The sequence below is a fragment of the Butyricimonas faecalis genome (genome assembly GCF_003991565.1).
GTDB classification, from domain to species: domain Bacteria; phylum Bacteroidota; class Bacteroidia; order Bacteroidales; family Marinifilaceae; genus Butyricimonas; species Butyricimonas faecalis.
This window is the reverse complement of sequence record NZ_CP032819.1, coordinates 4,781,191-4,807,030: the sequence shown is the minus strand read 5'-3', so window position 1 is coordinate 4,807,030 and position 25,840 is coordinate 4,781,191. Positions and strand designations below refer to the sequence as shown.

At 39.8% G+C, this 25,840-nt stretch carries 18 protein-coding genes and 2 pseudogenes; 1 reads left to right on the top strand and 19 read right to left on the bottom strand.

What is annotated here, in order from left to right:
- Positions 1-57 precede the first annotated feature (57 nt).
- From D8S85_RS20515 to D8S85_RS20475, 9 genes are all read right to left on the bottom strand, one after another.
- Complete coding sequence (locus D8S85_RS20515) at positions 58-1,134, bottom strand: efflux RND transporter periplasmic adaptor subunit (RefSeq protein ID WP_106624149.1); 1,077 nt, start codon at positions 1,132-1,134, stop codon at positions 58-60.
- 151 nt (positions 1,135-1,285) lie between these two features.
- Entirely contained in the window at positions 1,286-2,212 is a 927-nt protein-coding gene (locus tag D8S85_RS20510; RefSeq protein ID WP_106624148.1) for a magnesium transporter CorA family protein, read from the bottom strand.
- A gap of 136 nt (positions 2,213-2,348) precedes the next feature.
- On the bottom strand, positions 2,349-3,365 hold the full coding sequence (locus D8S85_RS20505) for an endonuclease/exonuclease/phosphatase family protein (RefSeq protein ID WP_228423287.1): 1,017 nt from the start codon (positions 3,363-3,365) through the stop codon (positions 2,349-2,351).
- Positions 3,365-6,472 (bottom strand): ATP-binding protein, encoded by a 3,108-nt coding sequence (locus tag D8S85_RS20500; RefSeq protein ID WP_106624147.1) that lies wholly within the window; start codon positions 6,470-6,472, stop codon positions 3,365-3,367. The genes D8S85_RS20505 and D8S85_RS20500 overlap by 1 nt, the downstream gene beginning before the upstream one ends.
- Before the next feature lie 86 nt (positions 6,473-6,558).
- Positions 6,559-6,915, bottom strand: coding sequence for a carboxymuconolactone decarboxylase family protein (locus D8S85_RS20495; RefSeq protein WP_106624146.1), 357 nt, complete (start codon positions 6,913-6,915; stop codon positions 6,559-6,561).
- Between the two features lie 11 nt (positions 6,916-6,926).
- Positions 6,927-8,261 (bottom strand): RIP metalloprotease RseP, encoded by a 1,335-nt coding sequence (gene rseP / locus D8S85_RS20490; protein ID WP_106624145.1) that lies wholly within the window; start codon positions 8,259-8,261, stop codon positions 6,927-6,929.
- 43 nt (positions 8,262-8,304) lie between these two features.
- Positions 8,305-9,465, bottom strand: coding sequence for a 1-deoxy-D-xylulose-5-phosphate reductoisomerase (locus tag D8S85_RS20485; RefSeq protein ID WP_106624144.1), 1,161 nt, complete (start codon positions 9,463-9,465; stop codon positions 8,305-8,307).
- A 33-nt stretch (positions 9,466-9,498) separates the two neighbouring features.
- Positions 9,499-10,365 (bottom strand): M23 family metallopeptidase, encoded by an 867-nt coding sequence (locus D8S85_RS20480; RefSeq protein ID WP_106624143.1) that lies wholly within the window; start codon positions 10,363-10,365, stop codon positions 9,499-9,501.
- A gap of 107 nt (positions 10,366-10,472) precedes the next feature.
- Entirely contained in the window at positions 10,473-11,708 is a 1,236-nt protein-coding gene (locus D8S85_RS20475; RefSeq protein WP_106625200.1) for a mechanosensitive ion channel family protein, read from the bottom strand.
- 221 nt (positions 11,709-11,929) lie between these two features.
- On the opposite strand from D8S85_RS20475, the gene D8S85_RS20470 reads away from it, so the two are divergent.
- Positions 11,930-14,746: a M16 family metallopeptidase gene (locus D8S85_RS20470; protein WP_106624142.1), complete on the top strand. Its 2,817-nt coding sequence runs from the start codon at positions 11,930-11,932 to the stop codon at positions 14,744-14,746.
- 103 nt (positions 14,747-14,849) lie between these two features.
- Here the strand turns inward: D8S85_RS20470 and D8S85_RS20465 are convergent.
- From D8S85_RS20465 to D8S85_RS20420, 10 genes and pseudogenes are all read right to left on the bottom strand, one after another.
- Positions 14,850-15,140, bottom strand: a pseudogene (locus D8S85_RS20465) (HU family DNA-binding protein); the annotation flags it as partial.
- 172 nt (positions 15,141-15,312) lie between these two features.
- Positions 15,313-16,269, bottom strand: a complete 957-nt coding sequence (locus tag D8S85_RS20460; RefSeq protein ID WP_127075800.1) for an MraY family glycosyltransferase — start codon at positions 16,267-16,269, stop codon at positions 15,313-15,315.
- A gap of 274 nt (positions 16,270-16,543) precedes the next feature.
- Positions 16,544-16,741, bottom strand: coding sequence for a hypothetical protein (locus D8S85_RS20455; protein ID WP_172726550.1), 198 nt, complete (start codon positions 16,739-16,741; stop codon positions 16,544-16,546).
- Between the two features lie 166 nt (positions 16,742-16,907).
- On the bottom strand, positions 16,908-17,867 hold the full coding sequence (locus D8S85_RS20450) for an NAD-dependent epimerase/dehydratase family protein (protein WP_106625198.1): 960 nt from the start codon (positions 17,865-17,867) through the stop codon (positions 16,908-16,910).
- Positions 17,868-17,886: 19 nt separating this feature from the next.
- On the bottom strand, positions 17,887-19,053 hold the full coding sequence (locus D8S85_RS20445) for a glycosyltransferase family 4 protein (protein ID WP_106624138.1): 1,167 nt from the start codon (positions 19,051-19,053) through the stop codon (positions 17,887-17,889).
- Positions 19,050-20,612 (bottom strand): alginate lyase family protein, encoded by a 1,563-nt coding sequence (locus D8S85_RS20440; RefSeq protein ID WP_106624137.1) that lies wholly within the window; start codon positions 20,610-20,612, stop codon positions 19,050-19,052. Before D8S85_RS20440 ends, D8S85_RS20445 begins: the two co-directional genes overlap by 4 nt.
- 26 nt (positions 20,613-20,638) lie before the next feature.
- Positions 20,639-22,758: pseudogene (locus D8S85_RS20435) on the bottom strand (bi-domain-containing oxidoreductase).
- The gene (locus D8S85_RS20430) at positions 22,758-23,876 is read right to left on the bottom strand and encodes a glycosyltransferase (protein ID WP_106624135.1); all 1,119 of its coding nucleotides are present in this window, start codon (positions 23,874-23,876) and stop codon (positions 22,758-22,760) included. The pseudogene D8S85_RS20435 and the gene D8S85_RS20430 overlap by 1 nt, the downstream one beginning before the upstream one ends.
- A complete protein-coding gene (locus D8S85_RS20425) occupies positions 23,876-24,322 on the bottom strand; it encodes an acyltransferase (RefSeq protein WP_158641659.1) in 447 nt (148 codons plus the stop codon). The genes D8S85_RS20430 and D8S85_RS20425 overlap by 1 nt, the downstream gene beginning before the upstream one ends.
- Before the next feature lie 174 nt (positions 24,323-24,496).
- The gene (locus D8S85_RS20420; RefSeq protein ID WP_127075651.1) at positions 24,497-25,831 is read right to left on the bottom strand and encodes a hypothetical protein; all 1,335 of its coding nucleotides are present in this window, start codon (positions 25,829-25,831) and stop codon (positions 24,497-24,499) included.
- Between the last annotated feature and the right edge of the window lie 9 nt (positions 25,832-25,840).

Below are 25,840 nucleotides of genomic sequence, written 5' to 3'. Positions count from 1 at the left end.
TTGGATTTATGATTTTAGATTTTAGATATTATTCCCATTCTAAACTCTAAATTTTCTCTATTTGTTCAGCTTGACATTCACGATCATCCCTTCGCGCAATTGCATCAAACCGCCCGTTAAGACGGTGTCGCCCACCTGTATGCCGGAAGTAACTTCCACGAATTGGGAATTCCGACTGTCGGTTTGCACGGGTACGCTGGTTGCCTTTTTGTTTTTCACAATCCACAGGCGTTTTCCGTCCATCTCCGGCACGACAGCCTCTGTCGGAACGAGTATGTATTTCAGATTCTCGGCCGTCATCAACTCCCCTTTCACGAACATTCCGGCTACCAGATTTTTCGTGTTCCGGTAGCGAGCCCGCAAGGTTATCGTATGTGTCGCGACATCTGCCTGCGGATCCACGGCATATACTTCTGCCTCGATCTGATATTCCATACCGCTGGGCTGGAAGGTAAGTTTTCTACCCACCAAAGGCAGATCAATATATTTTTCAGGAATAGAGAATTCGATTTTCAGATAAGAGTTATCCACGATCGATGACACCTTGGTACTCGATTGCAAGTAACTGCCCTCGCTCACGAAGCGGAATCCCATTCGTCCGTCGAAAGGAGCCCGGATTTCCGTACGAGCAATTCTAACCTTCAGCAATTCAATATCTGCCAGGTTCATATTGTATTCGGTTTCCAACTGCTGGAATTCTTCCACGCTGATGGATTCCCGTTTCAATAATATCCGTTGTCTTTCCAGTTTGGCTGCCAATAATTCTTTTTGGAATTCGGCACGAGCGAGTTGGGCTTGCAAATCCGAATCGTCGACCTTTACCAACAAGGTTCCTTTTTTCACCAATGCTCCCTCCTCAAAAGCGATCTTCACCACTTTACCGGCTGTTTCCGAAACCAATTCGACCTCCTCGTTTGCCACCAATACTCCCGTTACGGGAATTCCGTTACCGGATGTTGACATGGAAGCCACCATCCCCGTTACCGGCAAAGCACCCCGGTTGGCTGCCTGGGGAGCCGTTGTCGGGGTTGACGCATCTTTATTTGAAAAAAAATCCAAACGAGGAATCACGATTGCCCCCACGATCACAACCGGAATTCCAATTTGTAAAACTCTCTTTAAACTTTTGTTCATATTTTAATTCATTACATACAAAAATCCCTGTTTTTAGCAGTGCTTAGACAAGTATTCACAACACTATTGTTATGACATCAAATATCCCCAAAAGTTTATCAACAAAGCGTTAAGAGTTTGTTAAAATAACGAGATGCTTCCGATTTTTAATTTAAAACCAGTGCCGCCATTTGAACACGATGAAGCCGAACACGGAAAAAAGTATCGATATAATGATCACGATCAAAAATCCATAAGGGTTTTCCTCCAAGGAGTTCGGCACATTCATCCCGTACAGGCTGGCAATCAAGGTCGGTAGCATCAATATGATCGAGATGGATGTCATCCGTTTCATCACGATGTTCAGGTTGTTGGAGATCACCGAAGCGTAGGCATCCATTGTACCGCTTAATATATCACTATAAATTCGGGCAGAATCCTGCGCCTGCCGCAGTTCGATTTCCACATCCTCCACCAAGTCCTCGTCGAAGAATTGCCGCTGCACTTTCAAGGTCTTCATTTTGATCAATAAATTGTCGTTTCCACGCAGAGAGGTGATAAAGAACACCAATGATTTCTCGATTTTCAGCAACCGTTGTAATTCTTCATTCCGGATGGAACGTTCCAATTCCACTTCCGCCATGTGCATCTGTGTATTGATTTGTTTCAGGTATTTCAAGTACCACACGGAAGCGGAAAGGAATAAACGAAAAACAAGATCCCAGTTGTTCGCGATTTCCAAATTCTTACGAATCACGTAATTAATGAAATCGGGAATCATTTCTGTCTGGTAATAGCACACGGTCACAAACTTATCTTCTTTCTCGATAATCCCTAAAGGTACCGTGATGAATGGAATGCTTGTATCCACGGATTTAAAAGGGATACGCAAAATCATTAGCGTCCATCCGTCCTCCACTTCCAAACGAGAACGCTCGTCCACGTCCTCGATGTCATCAATAAAAGCTTCCGGAACACCCATTTCGTCGATCAGGTAACGAAGATCGTCCTGAGAGGGTGAAACAACATTAATCCAGCAATTCGGTTCCCATACTTTCTTTTCTACGAACCCTACTTTACCCCTTAGGAAAGTTCTCATAATAATCCTCCTTCAATTTATGAATAGAGGCATTTATCGTGAACCCCTATTCAGATTAATACTGTTGATGATAGTCGTCCATATCTTGTTCTATGAATTTTGCAACAAAAGTAATCTTTTATTTCGAAAAAAGCCATTATTTCTCTAAATCAATAAAAACCGGGAGATGATCGCTATACCCTCCCACGTAACGAGGCCCTCTATAGGTCGGTTTCGGACGAACACCGAAAGCACCTCGTTCTTCTTCAAGTAGAAAATCCGCATCGTATATGCCCATTCTTCGAGATGACTGCAAGTTAGCTTTCCCGTTCAACAAGTTTCCGGAAACAATGATATGATCTAGTGTCTGCCACTCTCCCTTGTAACGATAGCTGCCGTAGGGTTTCCCCAATAAGTAATACCCGGTGTTGTATAAGTTTTCGGACTGAATGGCTCCGGATTCCGGATTTTGAATTTTCAAGATCTTTTGCGCAAGAGTATTCGCTCGCCCGTTCAAATCGCCCATGATTAAAATCATCGCCCGAGAGCAAATACCCTGTATGGAATCCACTTTCTGTTTCACCACGGAAGCCGCTTCTACCCGCTTCCATTCACTTTTCGCTTCCCCGCCCCGCATGGAAGGGAAATGACAAACAAAAATATGGAGTGTATCCTCGCAGCCCCATATTCCCTCGCAATAAAGTATATCCCGGGTAGTCTCCCCATTTTTCAAATGGACCGGGAAGAAAGCATTACGCGATAACCGGAACGAGTCTTTTCGATAGAGCAAAGCGACATCTATTCCTCGCGCATCGGGAGAGTCGGCATGTACAATACCATAATTAGCATCCGCCAACACCGTTTTGTTTGCCAAGTCAGCAACAACGTCCCGATTCTCCACCTCGCACAACCCGATAAGCAACGGGAACTTCCCCTCCCCGAGGTTATCTAAAACTTTCGAGATATGGAGTAATTTCCGGGTATAACGTTCCCGGTTCCAATGTTGTTTTCCCCGGGGAGTAAAGTCATCATCTGCCGTCAGCGTGTCGTTTCGCGTGTCAAACAAATTTTCCGTGTTATAGAACACGACTCGTTCCCGCACACCCGTCTGGGCATGTAAAACACCGGAGATGCACAATAGGAATGCCCCTATACAGGTTTTCAGGGACATCATCAGAAGAGAATAAGGTGTTTTTCCAACAAAGTCTTAATTTTGCTCTTCAATAAATTTGCATTGATCGGTTTTGCCGTGTACGCGTCAAAGCCACTAGCCATGATTTTCTCTTCATCGGAAGCATAAGCATAAGCTGTAACCGCAATCACGGGAACCGTTCCGGAAATTTTACGGATTTCCTGCACAGCTTGAAAACCATTCAACTCCGGCATATTTATATCCATCACAACCAAATGGGGAGCGTGTTCCCTAAACAATTCAACCGCTTCCCGACCATTCCACGCGTGTATTAACTGATAATCCTTTTTCAAGATCGATTCGAAGAGCATATAATTACTCGGATTATCTTCAGCTATCAGTATCTTGAGTTTATTTTTTTCGACTACTTGCTGAACGATCTTTTTTTCCTTCATTTCTTGGCCATGCAATTTCACCGCTACATAAGGAATCGTAAACCAAAAAGTTGTTCCCTGCCCTATTTTCGATTCCACCCCGATTTTACCGCCCATTCGTTCCACGATGGTCTTGCTGATAGGCAAGCCAAGCCCTGTTCCCTGTATAAAATTGTTCAACTTCACGAACCGTTCGAACACGGCATCTTTTTTATCCGCATCGATACCGCACCCCGTGTCGGACACGTAAAAATAAAGAGAATCTTTTTCCAAAAGATGATAACCGAAACGAATCATTCCTTCTTTCGTGAATTTTATCGCGTTATTGAGCAAATTGGTAATTACTTGTGTCAAGCGGTTTTTCTCGGAACGGATACAACATTCCGGAAGACATTCATCAAATTTAATTTCCACCGAGGCAGAAGGCAGTCGCAAACAAGAGGTTTGTTCCAATTCCCGCATCAGGGCATTCAAGTCAAATTCCGAATAGACAAACTCCATCGAACCGGCCTCTATTTTGGAAAGATCAAGAATATCACTGATTAATTTCAACAGCAATGTGTTATTGTTCTCGATAATATTAATGTATTCTCGTTTTTCTTCTTCAGTTTCCGTTGATGCCAATATATTGGAGAATCCGACAATAGCATTCAACGGGGTACGAATTTCATGACTCATGTTGGCAAGAAAGGCCGACTTCAACCGGTTGGATTCTTCCGCGTGTTCTTTCGCCTCGCGCAAGTCCAATTCCATCTGTTTCCGAGCTGTAATGACAACTGAAGATCCGACCAAAGATAGGGGCTTTCCGTTTTCATCCCGCTGATCCACGGTAGCTTGAGCCTCTACCCATTCGTAAGCATAATGATGTTCATTTTTATCCAACACCCGGTATTCTTCTCTAATTTTGTCTACTTTCCCCGCTATTAAAGCCGCGTAAGCTGCTTCCACCCGTTTCCGGTCGTCCTTGTGTATCCTTGAAAAATATTGTTCTTCGGGAATCGCTAAAGCATCCTCATTATCAACACAGTGTTTTAGTTCAATCGGACGATTCACGTCACACAATACCGTATGTTTCTCTAAATCCCAACGCCAAGGGGTGATATTTGCCACGTCAAGAGCCATGGCCAATTTATAGTTCACTGACTCCAACATGGATTTCGTTTTTCGCAAATCGGTAACATCCACACAGAAAATATCGACCATGTCTTTTTCCATGGACGCGATATTTATCACCTCGTAGTATTTTTGTGTCTTATTATAATAATATTCAAAAGTAAACGACTTTTTTTCTGCAAACATTTTCTTGTACAAGAGAGTATACTCTCTGTATTTATTCCCAGATAACTCGCTGCCTTTTCTACCCACAACCACCTCTGCCTTGGCAAAACATTTCTCAAACATCGGGTTCACCTGTTCAACCAGATAATCCACGACTTCTCCTTGGGCATTATAACACAACCGATGCTTTATATAGGCAAGCGGCATATTCGTAAAAAGCGTTTTGTATTTTTGAAGCAACTGCAACTCACGTTCTCTCGATATCCTCTCTTTTTTCATTAACCGCACCTGCCCCCACAACAAATACGTGATAACGAGTAAAACCGCAATTGCGAATACCATATAACGTGCTCGTTCCCAAAATCCCTCGGGAGCCAATAAATAAACAGCATTATCCGGGTACAAGGATGTTGGAATTCCCGCCTTCTGCAAAATCGGATAAGAGAGGTAATAACCCGGCTTACCCGCCATTTGCACAGGAATTTCCTTAACCTCTTTCCCGTTTCGTATATCTCGTAAAGTTTGCGCAACCGTATGAGCCAAATCTCTACCCAAATAGAAATATCCTCCAGCCATATCCCCGTCATGAATCCCAATATCCTCCAAGGCAAAGATCGGATGATTGTCAAAATAACTGATGGCTTTATGGTTATTCGCCGACAAATATTTGTTATTGGCAATCTTTTCCCGTTGTACCCACGAGAAATAAAGTAATCCCACTTGATTTATATCAGACGAATAAATAGAGTCCAACATTTGATCCATGGTCATTCGGCCTTCTGTAAAGTAAGAGACTTCCAATTCCGGAAAATATTCCTGACACACATGCCGCATCTTCTTCCGGACCTGTGCACTTTCGTAAAGGCCATCGGAAATCAGAACCACTTTTTTCATTTCCGGAAGCAAATGTTTCATCTCATCAATCGTCTCCCGGATATAAACGGGACACTCAACAAGAGCAACATTCATGCCTTTCAGTTTTTCCCGAAGAGGTATGATTTCATGCGAATCAATCTCCTCTTTTTTCAAGATTACATCCAACGGACTGATATAATCTTCCCGCACACAAAGAATAACGGGAACCTCTTTCCACACACCTTTAAACAAATTTTCAAAAATTGCCCAGCCACTACTCCCCAACACGACAACACACACCGGTAAGGAATCGTATTTTTCCAGAATATAATTCACCCTTTCTTGAACTTCCGGCACTCGATTTTCTAAAAGCACATTCAGCGCTTCTACACAAATATCCTCCTTTATCGAACGATCCATTCTTATGCTGTCAATGACATGGTTGGCCCACACATCCGATTCGGCATAAGAATTGAGGATTAATACATACCCTCGATCATCGACACTGGCCGCTGCAAAGGATATGCGACAAAAACAAATAATAAGCAGTAAACCTATTTGCAAAAAATATTTCGTCAACATGAAATTTCCCCTTTATACACGATTTAAATACAAAGGTATAAAATTTATTTAAAAAATTGTTTCATCTTGACTTGATTCTGTACAAACTAATCGTTGTTTGACATTCCCTGCAATTCCTCCCAATATTCCACTGCTCGTCTCGTATGAGGAATGACTATCGTCCCTCCCACGAGGTTGGCAACAGAAAACACTTCAAACAATTCTTCAGTAGTCACCCCATACTGATGGCATTTTTCCAAATGATATTTGATACAATCGTCACATCGTAACACCATGGAGGTAGCCAAACCCAACATCTCTTTCACTTTCGCGGACAAGGCTCCATCCATATAAGTATTGGTATCCAAATTATAAATACGCTTGATCACTTTATTATCAGCAGCCAATATTTTCTCGTTCATTTTAGCCCGATATGCACGGAATTGTTCAACCATTTCACTCATAACCGTAGTCACTAAATAAATAATTTCAATATATCATTAATATTCGCAAAAAGAAGCAGGAATAGCAAGAAGAACATTCCCCCGATCTGCGCGTTCTCCATAAATTTCTCGTTGGGCTTACGACGTGTAATTACCTCGTAGAGCAGGAACATCACATGCCCCCCGTCCAATGCCGGAATAGGCAAAAGGTTCATGACACCAAGGATAATGGACAGCATGGCCGTTAATTCCCAAAAAGCCCGCCAATCCCACTCGCCGGGGAATATGTTCCCGATGGAAATAAATCCCCCCACGGATCTGAAAGCTTCCGGATTTTTAAATAATTTGAATTGTTTCAGATAGGATTTAATCCAATCAAATCCCATGTTAATTCCCGCGGGTATAGCCCCAAAAAATGAATATTCTTTCACGGCATACTCGAAATCGTTTATCACGTTCGGGTACACTCCGATCACTTTACCACTTCCCAAAGCGATGGGGATGGAAAGCGTGTCACTTCCGCGTAAAACTTTCACATTCAATATACTGTCCTGGTGTGAACGAATTAAGTCAAGGTACTCGTCATAGAACGTAAATGAATGCCCGTCTATTTCCAGCACCCGGTCTTCTTCCAACATTCCGGCATTGCGGGCAGGTGATTCTTGGGCAAATTTCTGTATCGAACCGTCATATTTATAACGGGGAGTCAGCAAAGCTATCCGCTTAAACCCTTTCGAAGAATAGGATAACATCTCTCCGATCAATGTAGAAGGGAGATTTATATTCATCTTTTGCCCGTCCCTCATAACCTGTATGGTCTTCGGGTTCTCCATCAAGATATATCCTGGAATTTCAAAGAAATTCTCTACTTTTTTATTATCCAAAGAGAGTATCATATCCCCGTTTCGCAATCCGGCATTAAGCAGTAAGGAATCGCATGCGACACCATATTTCGCGTTCTCTGTCGGCAAATATTGTTCTCCCCACGCGTAAAGAATCATGATGTAAATAAAGAATGCCAGAATAAAATTGACGAGCACCCCGCCAATCATGATGATCAATCTTTGCCAAGCCGGTTTGGATCGAAACTCGTAAGGTTTTGCCGGTTCTTTCATTTGCTCCAAATCCATCGATTCATCAATCATGCCCGCAATTTTCACGTATCCTCCAAGAGGCAACCATCCCATCCCGTACTCGGTTTCTCCCTTTTTAAAACGAAACAGGGAAAACCACGGATTAAAGAAAATAAAGAATTTCTCCACCCGTACTTTAAATATTTTTGCCGCCACGAAATGCCCCAACTCGTGCAACATAACCAGAATCGAAAGGCTCAACAAAAACTGTAATATCTTTACTAATACATCCATATAGTGATTTTAGATTTATGATTTTAGATTTATGATTTTAGATTTATGATTTTAGATTGAGAAATTCTTCTTTTGCTATTCGTCGACCTTCCTGATCAGAAGCGATATAATCTTCCAAGGTAGGTCGGGCAATATAACTCGCTTTTTCCATCGTTCGTTCAATCACGTCCGACATGGCCGTGAAAGAGATTTCGTCTTTCAAGAAAGCCGTTACCATAATTTCATTGGCCGCATTTAACACACAAGGAGCATTTCCTCCACGGTTCATGGCTTCGTAAGCCAATCCCAAATTCCGGAAAGTTTTTATGTCCGGTTTTTCAAACGTGAGGTCGGAATAGATACCAAAATCCAAACGCGGTATTCCCGAATGTACCCGTTCCGGGTAAGTCAGGGCGTACTGGATCGGCAAACGCATATCCGGAACTCCTAACTGTGCTTTTATATTCCCATCTTGAAACTGGACCATCGAATGAACAACAGATTGCGGATGTACTAACACTTCTATTTGCGAAGGTTTTACCCCAAACAACCATTTTGCCTCGATGGCCTCGAACCCCTTGTTCATCATCGACGCGGAGTCAATGGTAACCTTCGCCCCCATGCTCCAGTTCGGATGTTTTAATGCCTGTGCCGCTGTCACCGACTTCAAATATTCATAATCCCGTCCCCGGAAAGGTCCTCCGGATGCCGTTAATAATATTTTCTCCACCGGATTGTTATGCTCACCCACTAAACACTGGAATATAGCCGAGTGCTCGGAATCCACGGGTAATATCGCCACCTTGTATTCTTCAACCAGTCGATTAATCAAATCTCCGGCGACAACCAAAGTTTCCTTGTTGGCCAAAGCGATTGTCTTGCCTGCCTTGATCGCGTTGATCGTGGGCAACAAGCCGCTATACCCGACCATGGCCGTAACTACCACATCGATCGTGGAGGTTTGCACGACTTGAGCAATAGCCTCACTTCCGGCATATACTTTTATGTCCTCATCCTTCAATAACTCCGTTAACTCGGAATACTTCGCTTCATTCCCGATCACGACCATGTTAGGCTTGAATTTTCGAGCCTGCCGTGCCAGTAATTCCACCTGATTATTTGCCGTGAGGACCTCTACATTAAACCGTCCCGGATTAGCGTCAATCACTTGCAAGGTCTGCGTTCCGATAGACCCGGTAGATCCCAATATTGCTATATTCTTCATTTCAAAACAATCTCCAAAACCTCTATTCGCGAATCATTTAAATTTAATGAACGTTTCCGGATTCAATGCTTTTCCCGCCTGCCACAACTCAAAGTGCAAATGCGGCCCGGTTGTTTCCTCGCCCGTGTTTCCCAACACGGCAATCGCCTCTCCCGCACGGACAAAATCTCCCTGCTTTTTCAACAACACCGAATTATGCTTATATACTGAAACCAGATTTCCATTATGCTGTACTTGAATCACGTAACCTGTCTTGATGGTCCAATCCGTGAAAATAACCACACCATCCAGCACGGACAAAACATTCGAATTTTGTTTGGCTACCAAATCCACCCCGTAATGACGAGTTGTTTCATCAAAATGATTGGTTACCACCCCGTTTAATGGCGAGAAAAAATGATAAAAATCATCATCGGAAGAACTGACGTGCCCCAAGGTTAAATTATATCTTTCTTCTTTCTCTACAAGTTCCCGAAAACCGGCTTCTTCTTCCGACATTCCTAACATAGAAGTGTCATAAGTCACCTTCGCCTGCTGCTGCATGGACACAAAGCTCGTCGTATCCAGTTCTTCGTCTCCCAAAATAGTTTGTATGGAATGAAGAAAACGATCTTTCTTCTGAACTTCATTTAATAAAGAATCAACCCGTAAAGCGTTTTGCGTGATCTGACGTCTCAAATGTTGACTTGGATAGCCCGGGATAAACTCCCTCAAATTCGTGAAAGCAATCAACATGATAGTCAATGTAATCAAGACAACGGCCAATGTACTTAATGCCGTGAGAACGTGCAACGGAGAAAGGCGAAAGTGCATAACCTCCTCGTAAGTGGACTCGTTAAATATTGTCAGCTTATAACGATTCCTCAGTTTATTCCAATATTTTCGTTTTTTACTGCTCATCCCATTATTTTTAGCCTCCAAAAATAGTATAAAAATCCAACTTTCCCAGCCGGAGGATTCATAAACTTTATCGTAACAATGGAAAAAACATGGGTTAGCGGTAAAAATTAACTCGTGGTTTTGATTATCTCCGGGTATTGATAAATCCGTAAATTAAAATAAGGAATCACGGCTAACAGATGATCGAATATGTCGGATTGTACTTTTTCGTACGCCACCCATTCCTGTTTTCGGGAAAAACAATATACTTCCAAAGGAATACCTGTCGCTGTCGGTTGTAATTGCCGGACCATGTAGGTCATATTCATATTTAAATCCGGGTTGGTTTCCAGTTTTCGTACCGCATATTGCCGGAACACGCCTAAATTAGTCAATCTTTTCTCATCCAACACGTCAGATTTTCCTTCATTTTGCTCGTTCAATTTCGGCAACATATCTTCAATGTATCCTTTCAAGACAATCGATTTCCGCAAAGTATCGATTTCCTCGTCCGAAAGGAAATGAACGGAAAGCATATCTATATTAATATAGCGCATGATTCGACGCCCGGCAGCTTCCTCCATTCCCCGCCAGTTTGTAAAAGAATCGGACACTAGCTGATACGTGGGGATCGTCGTGATGGTCATATCCCAGTTCTGTACTTTCACGGTATACAAGTTAATCTCCAGCACCGTCCCGTTAGCATTATTACTCGGCATCACAATCCAGTCCCCGATGCGCACCATCTGATTGGCCAACAACTGCACCCCGGCTACAAAACCTAATATCGCATCCTTGAATATCAACATTAAAACCGCCGCAAATGCTCCTAGTCCGACCAGCAAATTACGAGGGGACTCCCCAATAAACTCGCTGACGATTGTAATGATGATAGCTGAAATCACGAAAATTTTAATCACCTGCACGAAAACTCTTATCGGACGATCTTTCGCTATCGGGTACGAATCGTAAATCCGGTTTATCGCGTCCAGTACGGCAACGATCACGAAACCTGCCACCACGAGTATCCAGGCCACGATAAACCGATGAAAAAGTTCGATGTGTTGCCACTTCCCATACACGATTTTAAAAGCGAAATCTATAAATATAGGTGGTATCAGGTTGAATATTTTTTGAAAAACACGCTCCTCGAAAAAAATATCATCCCATTGGGTTTTCGTACGACGCACGATTCCCCCGATGATCCGGGTGACTCCCTTGCGTAGAAAGAATGTGAACAAAAAAGCAACCAGACAAATCACCACGACCTGCAATAATACCTCTACTGCCGAGGCCGTGGAAGAATCCTTAATCCCCAAATTCAACCAAGAGAACCATTTGTTTATATCTATTTTTAACAGCATCATATCTTTCCCAAAGTTTTACAGGCATATACGATAAACGACCGGATAAGTTAAACCCCATTAACAACGAATCGTCCTAAATAACCTAAAAACCCTTCTGTTTTTCCCTATTTTCACACTTAACCCCTAAATTAACGTTAAAGAATTAACGTATCAGAACAAAATTACTTACACTTTACTATATTTGCAGACACAAACATTAAAACATTAAAATAATTCGTATGGCAAAAAAATTATTACTTGTGTGTGCTTTATTGGCATTGATCAGCACCAGCCTGTTTGCCCAGTATGACATGAAAGCACCACTTCCCATGGATCCGAACATTCGCATCGGGAAATTAGCTAATGGATTGACCTATTACATCCGCCATAACGCGGAACCCAAAGAACGAGCAAGTTTCTACATCATTCAAAATGTAGGAGCAATTTTGGAAAATGACGACCAGAATGGTTTGGCTCACTTCTTGGAACACATGGCTTTCAACGGGACCAAGCATTTCCCGGGAAGAAAAGGTATCACCAATATGTTGGAAAAACATGGTGTTGAATTCGGAAGAAATGTAAATGCTTACACGGCACAAGACGAAACGGTTTACAACATCAGTGAGGTTCCCACAACCAATCCCGACTTGTTGGATACTTGTTTACTTGTACTTCACGATTGGTCACACTACCTTTTATTAGTTGATGACGAAATCGATGGCGAAAGAGGGGTTATCTCCGAAGAATGGAGAACCAGAAGAAACGCCGGTTTCCGTGTTCGCAATCAAATCATGCCGGTATTATTGAAAGATTCTAAATATGCCGAAAGAGACGTTATCGGAGATTTGAACATCATCAAGAATTTCAAATACCAGACTCTCCGTGATTACTATCACAAATGGTATCGTCCGGACTTGCAAGCCATTGCCGTTGTCGGAGATTTTGATGTTGACCAGATGGAGAAAAAAGTAAAAGAACTTTTCTCCAAAATCCCTACTCCGGTAAACCCGGCCAAGAGAGAAAATTTCACGGTGAACCCGCATGATGAAATTTACTACGTATGTGCAACCGACAAAGAGTTAACTCAATCTACTGTTAACGTATACATTAAATATCCGGCTCCGACCAAGGAAGAAAAGAATCACCAATACATGAAAAACGGTATTCTTCAATCTTTCTACAACACCATGTTGGGACAACGTGTTTCTGAATTACTTCAGAAAGGTAATCCTCCCTTCATCTCTGCAAAAGCAGGATTCGGTGGCGGTATCGTAAGAGGTTGGAACACCTATTTTATTTCAACCACGGCAAAGCCCAATGAAGAGGCAGAAGCATTGGAAGCTATTTATCGTGAAAATGAACGAGTAAAAAAATTCGGTTTCACGGAAGGTGAGCTTGAAAGAGCAAAAACCAACATGTTAGTAGGCTTAGAATCCGCTAACAAACAAAAAGACAAAACAACTTCAGAAGACTACATCAGCGAAATGCAATCTAACTTCCTGGAAGGGGAACCGATCGTAGACTTTGATTATTATTACAATTTTGCAAAAAGCGTTATCCCCACCATTACCGTAGAGGAAGTTTCAGCTTTAGCTAAGCAATACCTTAACCGGAAAAATATGGTTATCGTGGTACAAGGCCCGTCTGAAGGTGTTAAACACATCACGAAAGAAGAGGCTATTGCCATCATGGATAAAGTGGAAAATGCAAACTTAGAGCCCTACAAAGATCAGTCTGCAGAAGCAGCCTTGATCACGGAAGACTTGAAAGGTTCCAAGATCATCTCTACCAAGAAATTACCGCAATTCGATGCAGAAGAATGGGTATTGGAAAACGGGGCAAAGGTTGTATTCCGTAAAGCAGATTACGAAAAAGATCAAGTACAGGTAGCTTCCTACAGTAAAGGTGGTACCTCATTGTATGATGTAGACAAACTGGCTTCAGCTATGGTTACCGATCAATTTATCGGAGCTTACGGTTTGGGAGATTATGACGCTATTACCTTAAGAAAATTACTGACAGGTAAACAAGCACAGGCCGGTGTTAGCATCAGTGGACTTTCTGAATCCGTTGGCGGAGCATCTACCCCGAAGGATTTCGAAACTTTGATGCAATTGATTTACTTACGTTTCGAGAAACCTCGTTTTGACAAAGAAGTTCATCAAACCATGATGCAACGTAACTATGCTGCCATCGAGAATTCAGGCAATAATCCTCAAAAGATCATGCAAGACTCTGTAAGCAGAATCATGAGCAATTATAGCCCGAGAACATTATCATTTGGAAAAGAATTCTTAGATAAAGTCAGCATCGAACAAATCGAAGAGATTTATCGTGACCGTATTAAAGACATCAGCGACTTTACGTTCTTCATCGTAGGTAATATCGATGCAGAAACGGTTAAACCGCTCGTTGAAAAATACTTGGGATCAGTAAAATCTTATAACCGGAAAGAAAACTGGATCGACCGGAAAGTAAGAGGACCGAAAGGAAGAACGGAAAAAGTTATCGAATTAGAGTTAACAACTCCGAAATCAACCGTTATCACCAACTTCTCCAAAGAAATGAAAACAAGCATCCACAACAATATTTGCTTGAATATCTTACGAGGAGTTTTGGATCAAAGGTACTTGACCAACATTCGTGAAAAAGAAGGTGGAACCTATGGTGTAAGCGTTCAGGCAGGCTCTTCTAAAGAACCGTATGAAAGCTACAGCATGACCATGAATTTTGATTGCGATCCGGATAAGGCCGAACACTTGAAATCATTAATCTATGCTGAAATCGACAAATTAATGAAAGAAGGTCCGACTCAAGAAGAAATCGACAAGGTAATTACTATTCTGAAGAAAAATCGCGAACAAAGCAAACCTCACAATGCCTATTGGATGAGTGCAATTCAAACTTATTATCTTCGCGGAGTGGATATCACCGATCCGAAAAACTTCGATAATATTATCGACAAGATCACAACGAAAGACGTGAAGAAATTTACCCAGAAATTATTCAAGGGTGCCGATGTTGTTGATATGATCTTCAAACCGAAATCAAAATAAGATCAGGTTGCAATTTATAATAAAAGAAAAACGTCCGGGAGTAATTTCCGGACGTTTTCTCATTCATACAAGTTTTCACCAATTAACAAGCTCAAATTTTCTCTCACTCTTTGATCACTCCATCCACCCAAAGCTTAAATTGTTTAGCAACTTTAAAAGTAACTTTTCTGCTTTCCGGATATAAAACAACTTTTTGGGTTGAAAGCACATATCGATGCCGAACAGCACATTTCTTCACGTTGAAAGATCCAAAGCCCGACACGCCCACATGCCCTTCTTCTTTCAATCCTTCTAACATCACTCTGAAGATTTCATCGAATACCATTGCCACATCTCTTTGTGACATACCATTTCTTTGGGCTACAATTCTAACTATTTTTCTCTTGTCCATATCTAATTTATAAAATGATTTTTCTTCATGATGTAAATACCTACTAACCTTTGTTCAACATTTATTCCTAACAAAGTTAGAGATTAAAAGATAAAAAGCAAGACTTTTTGCCACAAATACAACAAAATAGCAAATGATACTACAATTAAATACAAAATATATCCTTTTTTACACGTTAATTCATCCTTGCCAAGTGTAACTTGAAATACTTTCTCATGAACAACACGTACCCGACACCCAACACAATAACGCTTCCCCCGAAGCAGAGATCGTGCATTCCCGGCATAGCCAGATAAATCGCCACAATCACGGCTTGTACCACCATATACAACAAAGACACGACCACGTGAGAAATCTTCAACTCATTCGCCATCAATTGGTACATGTGCTTCCGATGCGGTAACCCGATATTCTCGTGTAACATCAACCGATGCACGATTGTCAGCACACTATCCACCCCGTAAACCGCCAAAAATACAATATAACTCCAATCCCCTGTCTTCAAAATCAGCCGCCCCAGTAAAAACAAAATCACGAAAGCAATACTCACCGCCCCCACATCCCCGGCAAAACATTTCGCCTTCCGCCGAAAATTAAACACACCGAACACCAGTACCGCTACCATCATCGTGTAAATCATCCTCTCGTCAACAAAAGGAATAACCCATTCATTCACGTATGCCAAGCCTCCCAACACGATCAAACTGTACCCTTCCGTGATCCCATTAATCCCATCCATGAAATTATAAGCATTAATGATCCCCGTACAAACCACCAAAGCCACCACCACGTACCACCACGGCAATGCCAACATTCCCCACTGGTAAAACATCAATAGCATCGCCATAAAATGTACCACCAACCCCACCCGTTGCGTCACGGAACGCACATCATCCACAAAACTCACCCCTGCAATCAACGTCAACCCCAACATAAACCATGGAAAACTAAACCCACTAATAACGAAATAAACCAACGCTCCCACGTAAAACACAATTCCTCCTCCCCGCAACGTGATCCTCGAGTGAGAACTTCTCTCGTTCGGTTTATCAATAATATTAAAATAGTTCGCCACCCGAAAATAGAGCAACTCCACCCCAAGTAGCACCACAAATACCACGAAATAATACAACATGGAAACTAAAACTCCAATTTTAATCTATTAAAGAAACAGGGAAACTTATTTTATAGAAGATAACATCTCATGAATTCTTCGAATATCCTGACGAACATCAAACACCAACACGATATAAACAAACTCACCTTGAATAAAATAAAAACTTTAGTTTGTTTATTAATTACAAAGAACCGAAATTCATATTTTAAAAGATTACTAGACTCATACTCCTTCCCTAACAATGGATTTCGCAATTCCTTAAAACTTTCTATTGCTTTTTTCGTCCAAATTATCTCCATCCAAGCTGTTCTTCTATATAATTTCTCACGTCTTCAGTTGTGTAAACGTCTCCTCTCTCGTGAGCTTTTAAAGCATACTCGGCATTAGCATCTAACATTTCTTCCAACAAGGTCACCTCTACAGTTTCCTTCCTCTTTGTTAAAGTTAATATATAAGCATATAACAAATTATTTTTATCCAAAGTCATCAACTCTTTGAATATATCCCCCGCATTGAATCCAAATTCATCGTTTCCATCCTATTGAGTATTTATTACTACAAATATAAGATTTTTTTCTACATCAAGTATACTTACTCGAACGTTTGGAACAAATAATCTCCAATTATCCAGCGGTTACTTATAATCACTCAATTTAAAATTTACAATCAGTAAACGATCTTATCGTCTTCCTCAACCCCTCCATCGCCGTCACCGGCATCCGTTCAATCCCTAAAGCCCGCTTGATCTTCTCATTCGAAACCACGTAATTCTCCGTCAATTTCTTCAACCGCTCCAAATTCAACGGTAAATGTAACAACGTTCCCAATCCCGCACACTCCTTCATCAACCCTTTATTCATCCGCCAAATATGTGCCTTCTTTCCCATCACCTCACACATTTCCCGGATCAACTCGTTCGTCGACAACGCCTCGTCATCCGCCATGTGATAAATTCCCGACGCAACCTCCTTTTCAAGCAACCCGTTCACCACGTAACAAAGGTTATCCACCGAGGTAAACGACCTTCTGTTTTCAAAATCACCCAACGGCCATGGTAACCCTTTCTTCACCACACTATACAACAAATTCAAATTCCCCTTATTCCCCGGCCCATGAATCATGCAAGGCCGCAAAATATATACCTGCTTCCCCTGCATCTTCAATTCTCCATCTCCTATTTTCAATTGTTCAAGGATGTAATTCTCCGCTGCAATCTTACTCTCCCCGTAAGGTCCCTTCGGTGTCGGGATCACCTCCTCCGTCAACTTATCCCCCACCACGAAATCCGCTACCGCTTTCACCGAACTGAAAAAGATAAACTTCTTCGCCGAAGATTTCAAGAAATAATCAAAAACCTTCCGCGTCAATCCCGTGTTTATCGTAAAATACGTCTCCGCCAAGGTCTCATTTTTCGTATCATGTGCTTTCCCTGCTAAATGTACAATCGCATCAATCCCTTCCACTTCTTCCAGCTCTTCCCACGAATATGTCCTCACCACCCCCTCTTTTTCCGGGATAACAATATCCAACCCATAAAGAACATGCCGATCTTTCAAAGACAACACAAGATTAGAACCCACGAAACCGTGGATTCCTGTAATAAGAATATTCATAAATATACACCAAATAAAACTAACGACACTCAAGAATAGAGCGTGCCATTTCTTTCATTATATTTTTTCGGGCAAACCTTTTAACAAAATCACCCTGCTTTTCTCCCCCGCCATCAAATTTCAATATTTGTTCTACCATACTCTCAACATCGGTAGGTGCAAACAATATATAATTGCTTAAATTCTCCTGAATAAATTGGCTGGCATAACCGCCAACCCCCGCTACAATAGGTTTATCAAATGCCGCATATTCAAACAATTTCGACGGAAGCACTTTCTTAAATGCCTCCAAGTCATTCAAATGTAAAAGTAAGAAATCAGAATCATTATAATACCCTATCAACTTTTCTCTTGACACCGGATTCAATAATTCCACATTATGAACCCCCAATTCTTCAAGCTTGTCCTTCAACAACGCTTTCATCCCCCCATCCCCGATAATCCGAAAAAAATAGCGATCTCCCAATTTCTGCGCCGCCATGGGAATCACTTTTTCCAATCCCTGTCCACTTCCAATATTTCCGGCATAAGTAATTATCTTCACCCCTGAAACTTGCCGGGTAGACTTCGGAACATCAAGAAAAATATCATCAATCCCATTCGTAAAATAGGAATAAACAGACTTTCTATATTTTTCAAAATATGTTTTAAATCCTTCCGACACCAAATTAATATGCTTTGCCCCCGCAAATGTATACCGTTCAATCCATCCAAAACAGATCCCGGCCGGAATGCGGATCATCTTCCTCTTTTTGAATACATCCTTTATCGTATCAACAAAAATATCACGTATATCCAAATACAAAGGAATTCTCTGTTTTCCCGCGATTCTTCTGCCTAAAAAAGCAGTGAACAATCTTGAAGAAGAAGCATATACCAAATCATAACGCTCTTTACCCGCCAAGCGCAGAGCCTCGTTATAAAACACCCGAAAAGAACGAACTTGATCGATAAAACCACTCTTATGCTCCGGTACACGAATCCGATCTATCCTATAATTATCACTTATTTCCCTTGCTTGCCCCTCAACATGAAAAGAGTGATAACGATTCGGCTGCGTCGTAATCACATGAATCCAATCTTTTTCATCCATCTGTTGTAATAACTCCCGAAATAGCGGCGTATTACGAAATGACCCGGCACAAAGGTCCGGTTCAAAATAAAAAGTCAAGAATAAAATTTTCATTGTATAATAGTCTCTAGCCTCCTGTCAAAAGAAATTCGAAAACTCCGTCGTTCTTCTCTTTTATTAAATTCAGGGGAGTACATAGACGTAAACGGTTCAATCTCACGTGCCCCATCGAACTCTATACAATAATCCGATCCGAGAAGCCGATTTCCATCTAAAACGACATTCTCTTTAGGCATGAAATGCAAATAAGCCGTCCCTTCACGATCAACTTCATCAGTAATTCGGATATATTTCCCCACCTTTTCCACTTTGCGGGTATGCAAACACCCCAAACGTTTATAACCATCATGCACGGCAACAATACGTTCTTCTTCATCACAAAAGACTTGAACCCTTGCCCGTCGAGCCACTCGATGTGCCGCCCAAACCTGACTGGAATTTTGTCCGCACACAACCACGGTATTGTGAGCTGCTGTACTTCTTTCATAAAAACGAGTATTATTTACCACGTACGTGGAGGTTCCGGTATCAACAATGACAGGTCGTCCATTGATATATAATTCAAAACTAAATGTATCCGCATGCGCATGCCCCGGCTGATAATCCGGTCCGACTTCCCCGACATCAATAAATAATTCGAACTTCTCCCATCGAATCTTCCGATACCCAGACTCTTTTAATCTCACTTTTTTATCACAAAAGATCCCCAATCGTTGAGCATATTCAATTAAATCCTTGGCGACTGGAGCTACTCCCACAGCTGCATCATTCAACAGTGGAATTCGCCCATCACTATAAACAACTTCTTCCAACCACCCCAACATAGCTTCTGCCTTCTCTTTCAGAATATCTTCCAATTCGTTCCCGAACAAAGCACTATTATGTACCAAATTATAGCAATCCAATACCCGATACAACATGATACAATGATACATTGGACTCCTCTCAAAATGCCCTCCATCACCCAACACTTGTTCCTGTAACTCCGGTCTTAATATTGTTTTTGCCTTCTTATAGAAAGCATGATCATTAAAATAATAGGCTCCGAATAACAAAGCAAAACCATTTTCCAATAAATGGTTTCCCAACAAATGATATTCAAGTTTATGGATTAACAACTTCAATTGAGCGTATAAAACAGCATCAATATCAACATCGTTTATACTATTACACGACAAAAAACGAATCCAATTTATAGACCTTAATGACAATGGATAAGGTTCCATTCCCATGCTGGCTTTCGGAAGATGTTGCATGAAATCTCGAATCAATTTTCTCCCATCCTCTACGTTCATACCTTTTTGATTCAAGAACTCAAAATAATTCAAATTATATCCCCACAATCTTCCATATTCAACAAATTCCCAATTCACTTGCTTTCCAAAAGATTTTTGCAAGTTTAGGAACTGAAAAGCATTGTCACCTAAATAGGTGATTTCATTCGGGATTGACGGAACAAAATTCAAAATCTGCCTACCAGGAGTCGTATCTAATGCTTGCAAACATTGTGGAAAGAATCGTTGACACCACAACTTAGCACGATAACGCCATTGAATCGGTTTCAAGTATTTAACCGTATTCCATAGCACATCCACCTTGCTGAAAATTGACATTTATTTCAAAGAACAATTCGACAAAATTATCTAACTTCAACCCAAGCCTTTTTCTTCAAACTTTCGATACAAGCAAAAGAAGCACGAGTTGTATTTACAATACTTTCAAATGGAATTAGCGCCTCTCCTCCTTTCTGCAGCCGCTCATTCAATAAAGCAAATTGACGTTTATGTCCTTTATCCATCGTCCCCGTCATTTTTGAAAATCCTTTCACGCCAAACCCTTCCAGTTTCCTCCAATTATCCAACACCAACACCTTTTCTTGCGAGAAAACCTCAACCCGCTCTTTCACGTAAGATTTCGACCCATTAGCGAAATAATTAATCACGGCATTCGTTCCATTTTCATATTTCAACAAAATCGAAACATTATCCGTGTTCTCTTGTGGATTCTCACCCAAGGCATTCATACATACGGCTACAACCTTACTATCTGCAAGGAAAGAACACAAATCAATAAAATGACAAGCTTCACCTATGACACGTCCTCCTCCCACTTCCATGTCCTGCACCCACGCTTCCGGTGGAATATATCCGGCATTCATTGTCGCCACGATATTTTTGGGTCCACCACCGACCAATGCTTTCATTTTTACAGCAAACGGAGAAAACGACGATTGAAACCAACAGTCAGCGTTATTTTGTCGCTTACCTTCATGTACGCATTTTCTATATTTTGTAATTCCTCCTCGTTCAAACAAAGCGGTTTTTCAACAAAAACACTCTTACCCGCCTCCAAAGCTTCCATCACCATCGAAGCATGCAAATTATGCCTTGTTGTAATAATTACCATATTGATTTCCGGATCGTCCAACATAACACGATAATCAGAAGTCGCATTCTCTGCTTGGGCTTTCTTGGCTAAAACTTTCGCCGTCAATCCTTGTGCACTGGCAATGTATTTTATGGGAGCATTTACTTTTTTCAAAGCAGGGATAATTGTTGCAGAGGCAAAATTCCCAGCACCAATAATTCCTAATTTACCACTTCCTACCATCGTACGATTCTCTCCAACGGGAACAACTCTCTCTATCGTTGAATCAACCGGAAATTTTAAGATCGAAGCTATCGATCCATGTTTACGCATATCTCCATAGATTTCCGCGTAATTGACCAGTTCCACCTCTTCCGTGATCAGCGGTTGTACATCCAACATCTTGGATGATATTGCACTAAGTATCGTTTCAAAATTTCTCTTTTCCGTCCATCGCACGTAGGCTAACGGGTAATCATGGCCTTTATTTTCATACTCTTCATCATATCTTCCAGCACCGTATGAACAGGATACTTGAAAAGATAATTCTTTCTTATAAAAATCATCTCTTCTCATATTTAACCCGATCACCCCCACCAACACCACTCGACCTCTCTTGCGAGACATCAAGCATGCTTGATGAATTACCTCATCCCCCTTAGCTGAAGCCGTAATAAGTACTCCATCCGCACCAACGCCTCCGGTTACCTCTTCTACATATTTCACCGGATCAATCCCATTTTTAGGGTTAATCGCATATATACCTTTATTTTTTGCAATATCCACCTTCTGTTGATCGAAATCCACCCCGATCACCTTACAACCATTTGCCTTGAGTAACTCTGCCGCAACCAATCCGATCAATCCCAATCCAACCACCACAACGCATTCCCCCAGTTGAGGATTCAACAAACGAATCCCTTGCAAACCGATAGAACCAATCACCGTAAACGTAGCCTCTTCATCCGTCACATTCTCCGGTATCTTAGCTACCAAATTCTTGGGGATACAAACATACTCCGCATGATTTCCATTGGAAGCCACCCGATCTCCCACCACAAATTCCGTCACCCCTCTTCCCACAGCCATCACTTTCCCCACGTTACAATATCCTAATGGAAGCGGTTGTCCCAGTTTATTAAACACAGCTTCCAAGGTTGGTTGCAATCCATCCGTCTTGATCTTATCCAACACCTGTTTCACCTTATCCGGTTGCTGCCGTGCCTTATCAATCAAATTCGCCTTCCCAAATTCCACCAACATCCGCTCCGTTCCCAACGAAACCAAGGTTCGAGTTGTTTGAATCAAGACGTACCCCGCCTTTACCTGCGGAACCGGAACTTCCTCCAAAATTGTTGCTCCTGACTTAAGGTCTTGTATAATTTGTTTCATTATTTATTGCAATAAATTTTCTCCAACAACTTAATAATCTTATCACATCTTTGTTCTGCATTATCATAAACATGTAATTGTTTTCGACCATTTTCTATAAGAACACTTACTAAAATTTTATCAACATTTATTCTTTGTATCGCTTCAACTATCGATTGTGGAGATAAAGGATCAAAATACAGAGCAGCATCCCCACACAATGAATGTGCAAAGGACAAATCACTCGTTAAAATGGGTTTCCCCATTTTCATTGCTTCTGGATACGATGCAGAAAAACACTCTAACAACGTTGGCAAAAACATAATATCAGCTTTATCATATAATGAAGGACAAGTATTTATATCAACTTTCCCTATCAACAAAATTCGATCTTTATATTTTTCTTTAAGTTGCATTTCATTACAAGACAATGTAACAACAAATCGTAAATTAAGAGGTATATTATATTCATCTATATAATCTAAAACCTTTGGTATAATCTGAAGGTTTTTATGTGGATGATTAGCTGATATTGTTAATAATGTAATTCCATCAAATTTTTTAATATTGAAATCTTTCCACTTTTCCTTACAATCAAAAATTTGATTATAATAATTAGTAACCGTATAAATTTGCTTATTCTTTAATAACAATGAAAGTTTGTCTCTCACATCATTACTTTCTGTTATTAACCAATCTGATGTGATTTTGAAATTATATAATTTCATATTTTCTCGTATTTTGGAATATATTCTTTTAACCCAATTCATCTTTTGAAAGAAAGGAGAATTTGAATATATTAATTGTGGTCGAGCAAAGCCACAAATATGTTTTACTTTCGGTCTCCACAACGATGGTCCAAAAACAGTAAATACAACATCAACATTATATTTTTCCACGACATTATCCAAAAAAATATTTTTTCCCCAGAAAACTCCCTGTATATTTTGTTGAATAGAATAAATTACTGATGTGCAATTATCAAAACCATCAATAATTACATCCAAATACGACAAAGCAGGAGATAAGACTATTACAAAATTATGCTGTCTATACATAAAAAGACAATGAATTAATGAATCTGCAACTTGTATACCTCCTCCAACTTTAAGGTTTGAAGTATTAATTAATACATACATTAGTCTTTTCGAATTTGATTATTTTCAATATATATCATCCATTTTTTTGCAAGCTCTTCAACAGAACTAAAACACTGTGCCGGATTTCCCCCAAAAACAGTATTATCTGGCACAATACCTCTTATTACAGATCCTGCTCCAATTATGCAATTATTACCTATTCTTGCATTTGGCATAATTATAGACTTCTTTCCTATAAAAACATTGTTTCCAATTCTAATATCCCTAACCAAAGCAATATCTTTAGAAAATTCTATACCAATAGCACGCATTACATTAGTAATACTATAATCATGTGTCAATAAATGACAATCATCAGAAATTGTAGTATTGTTACCAATTTCAATCAAATGATAATTGTCAAACTTAACATGTACTCCTATATATCTTGGAGTTCCATGTATACGTGTTCCCCTCCATTTAAGATATGGTATATACATTTTCATATACCACCTATGATTAATACAAAATAATACTTTACAAAACAACAAATACAACAATGACAACAATCTATTTATCATTATATTCAAATTTAAAGACGTACTAAAAAAACAAATATTAAATTATAAAAAATATCCTCACATCATAAATCAATAAAATTTCTTGTTCATTCTTTTACCTCACATTAATATATTATAAACCAACAATAATACAATAAACACATATGACATTATTTTCGACAAAAAAACAGATCGCAAACTTTTATATTTATAAAAATAATTATACAACACAGGAAAAAACATAATGAAAATAATCTTATGTCTTGTTTGCATCGAAATAAATGTAATCAAAGCTAATGAAATGAAAAATAAAAAAAATAGCATCAAAGTGTTCTTATCGGAATTTTTTAACCAATAATAAATGCCACAAAATAAACTTACAGAAAAACACGAATAAAAAATAACATGTATAAATTCCCATAAACTCTCTATTTTCAATCTAAAAATTGTTTTTACATTCTGATTATAAGTTTTATATTCGGAAATATTAATAGCATTACGAACTTTCAATGGAGATATCATATACACAGGCAATGCTACAAAATTCATAACAGGATTTGAACTTCTCAATAAATTTAAAACACCACCAGCCCCTTCTCCATTTTTCATATTCTCTATTCTACTTTTAATTGTAACTGAAGATTGATCATTACTAGATATTCGTCCCAATTTATTATAATCAATTCTATTAATTACATATGGAAACAATAGTAACGTTCCACAAACTAATATTATCATACGTCTTCTATTTGAAAAAAAAAATGGAATCATATTAAACAATAAATATAATAATGCCAACATTCCATTCGCACCTCTCACAAGTGAGGTTAATAACGAAGCCATGATACCTTTGACATATTGCTTTTTCAAAATAAAAGATAATGAAATCACATAAAATATTAACATCAACGAATCCCTATACAGATGAACAAAAGCATCAACACACGAATAATTCAATAGTATAAAAAAAGAACAAAATACCTTTTTTGAATTTTTAATAGGAACAATTTTCCAAGCAAATCGAATAGATTCTGTTACAAAAATAGTTCCTAAAAACCAATTAAAAGGTAATAACATATAATGTTCTATATTTTTAAAAACAAGTAATAATGGTGCATAAACAATAGCTACAACAAATTCATACAGAGTATAATTAATATCGTTATTAATATTTCCACTCCAAATCGTCTGAATGTTATAATAATAATATCCATCATCTACAAATGGGGCAAAACTCAAACTAGCAAATAAAATATATGACACATATGCTAACACTCCCATTATCGAAAGATACAAATAAGATACAAATGCTACTTTTCTATAATCTAATTGATTACGATAAACTACTCTTAAAATAAATAAAAAGAATCCCCACGGAAAGATTATATCTATAGTGTTAGTATAAAATGCTAATCCTGAAATTAATAATATACTAATAAATAAAAAGATTCTCATATACAGATA

Coding starts and splice junctions, on each gene's coding strand:
- D8S85_RS20515 (WP_106624149.1), bottom strand. CDS start 1,134: ATGAACAAAAGTTTAAAGAGAGTTTTACAAATTGGAATTCCGGTTGTG.
- D8S85_RS20510 (WP_106624148.1), bottom strand. CDS start 2,212: ATGAGAACTTTCCTAAGGGGTAAAGTAGGGTTCGTAGAAAAGAAAGTA.
- D8S85_RS20505 (WP_228423287.1), bottom strand. CDS start 3,365: ATGATGTCCCTGAAAACCTGTATAGGGGCATTCCTATTGTGCATCTCC.
- D8S85_RS20500 (WP_106624147.1), bottom strand. CDS start 6,472: ATGTTGACGAAATATTTTTTGCAAATAGGTTTACTGCTTATTATTTGT.
- D8S85_RS20495 (WP_106624146.1), bottom strand. CDS start 6,915: ATGAGTGAAATGGTTGAACAATTCCGTGCATATCGGGCTAAAATGAAC.
- rseP (WP_106624145.1), bottom strand. CDS start 8,261: ATGGATGTATTAGTAAAGATATTACAGTTTTTGTTGAGCCTTTCGATT.
- D8S85_RS20485 (WP_106624144.1), bottom strand. CDS start 9,465: ATGAAGAATATAGCAATATTGGGATCTACCGGGTCTATCGGAACGCAG.
- D8S85_RS20480 (WP_106624143.1), bottom strand. CDS start 10,365: ATGAGCAGTAAAAAACGAAAATATTGGAATAAACTGAGGAATCGTTAT.
- D8S85_RS20475 (WP_106625200.1), bottom strand. CDS start 11,708: ATGCTGTTAAAAATAGATATAAACAAATGGTTCTCTTGGTTGAATTTG.
- D8S85_RS20470 (WP_106624142.1), top strand. CDS start 11,930: ATGGCAAAAAAATTATTACTTGTGTGTGCTTTATTGGCATTGATCAGC.
- D8S85_RS20455 (WP_172726550.1), bottom strand. CDS start 16,741: ATGACTTTGGATAAAAATAATTTGTTATATGCTTATATATTAACTTTA.
- D8S85_RS20450 (WP_106625198.1), bottom strand. CDS start 17,867: ATGAATATTCTTATTACAGGAATCCACGGTTTCGTGGGTTCTAATCTT.
- D8S85_RS20445 (WP_106624138.1), bottom strand. CDS start 19,053: ATGAAAATTTTATTCTTGACTTTTTATTTTGAACCGGACCTTTGTGCC.
- D8S85_RS20440 (WP_106624137.1), bottom strand. CDS start 20,612: ATGTCAATTTTCAGCAAGGTGGATGTGCTATGGAATACGGTTAAATAC.
- D8S85_RS20430 (WP_106624135.1), bottom strand. CDS start 23,876: ATGTATGTATTAATTAATACTTCAAACCTTAAAGTTGGAGGAGGTATA.
- D8S85_RS20425 (WP_158641659.1), bottom strand. CDS start 24,322: ATGAAAATGTATATACCATATCTTAAATGGAGGGGAACACGTATACAT.
- D8S85_RS20420 (WP_127075651.1), bottom strand. CDS start 25,831: ATGAGAATCTTTTTATTTATTAGTATATTATTAATTTCAGGATTAGCA.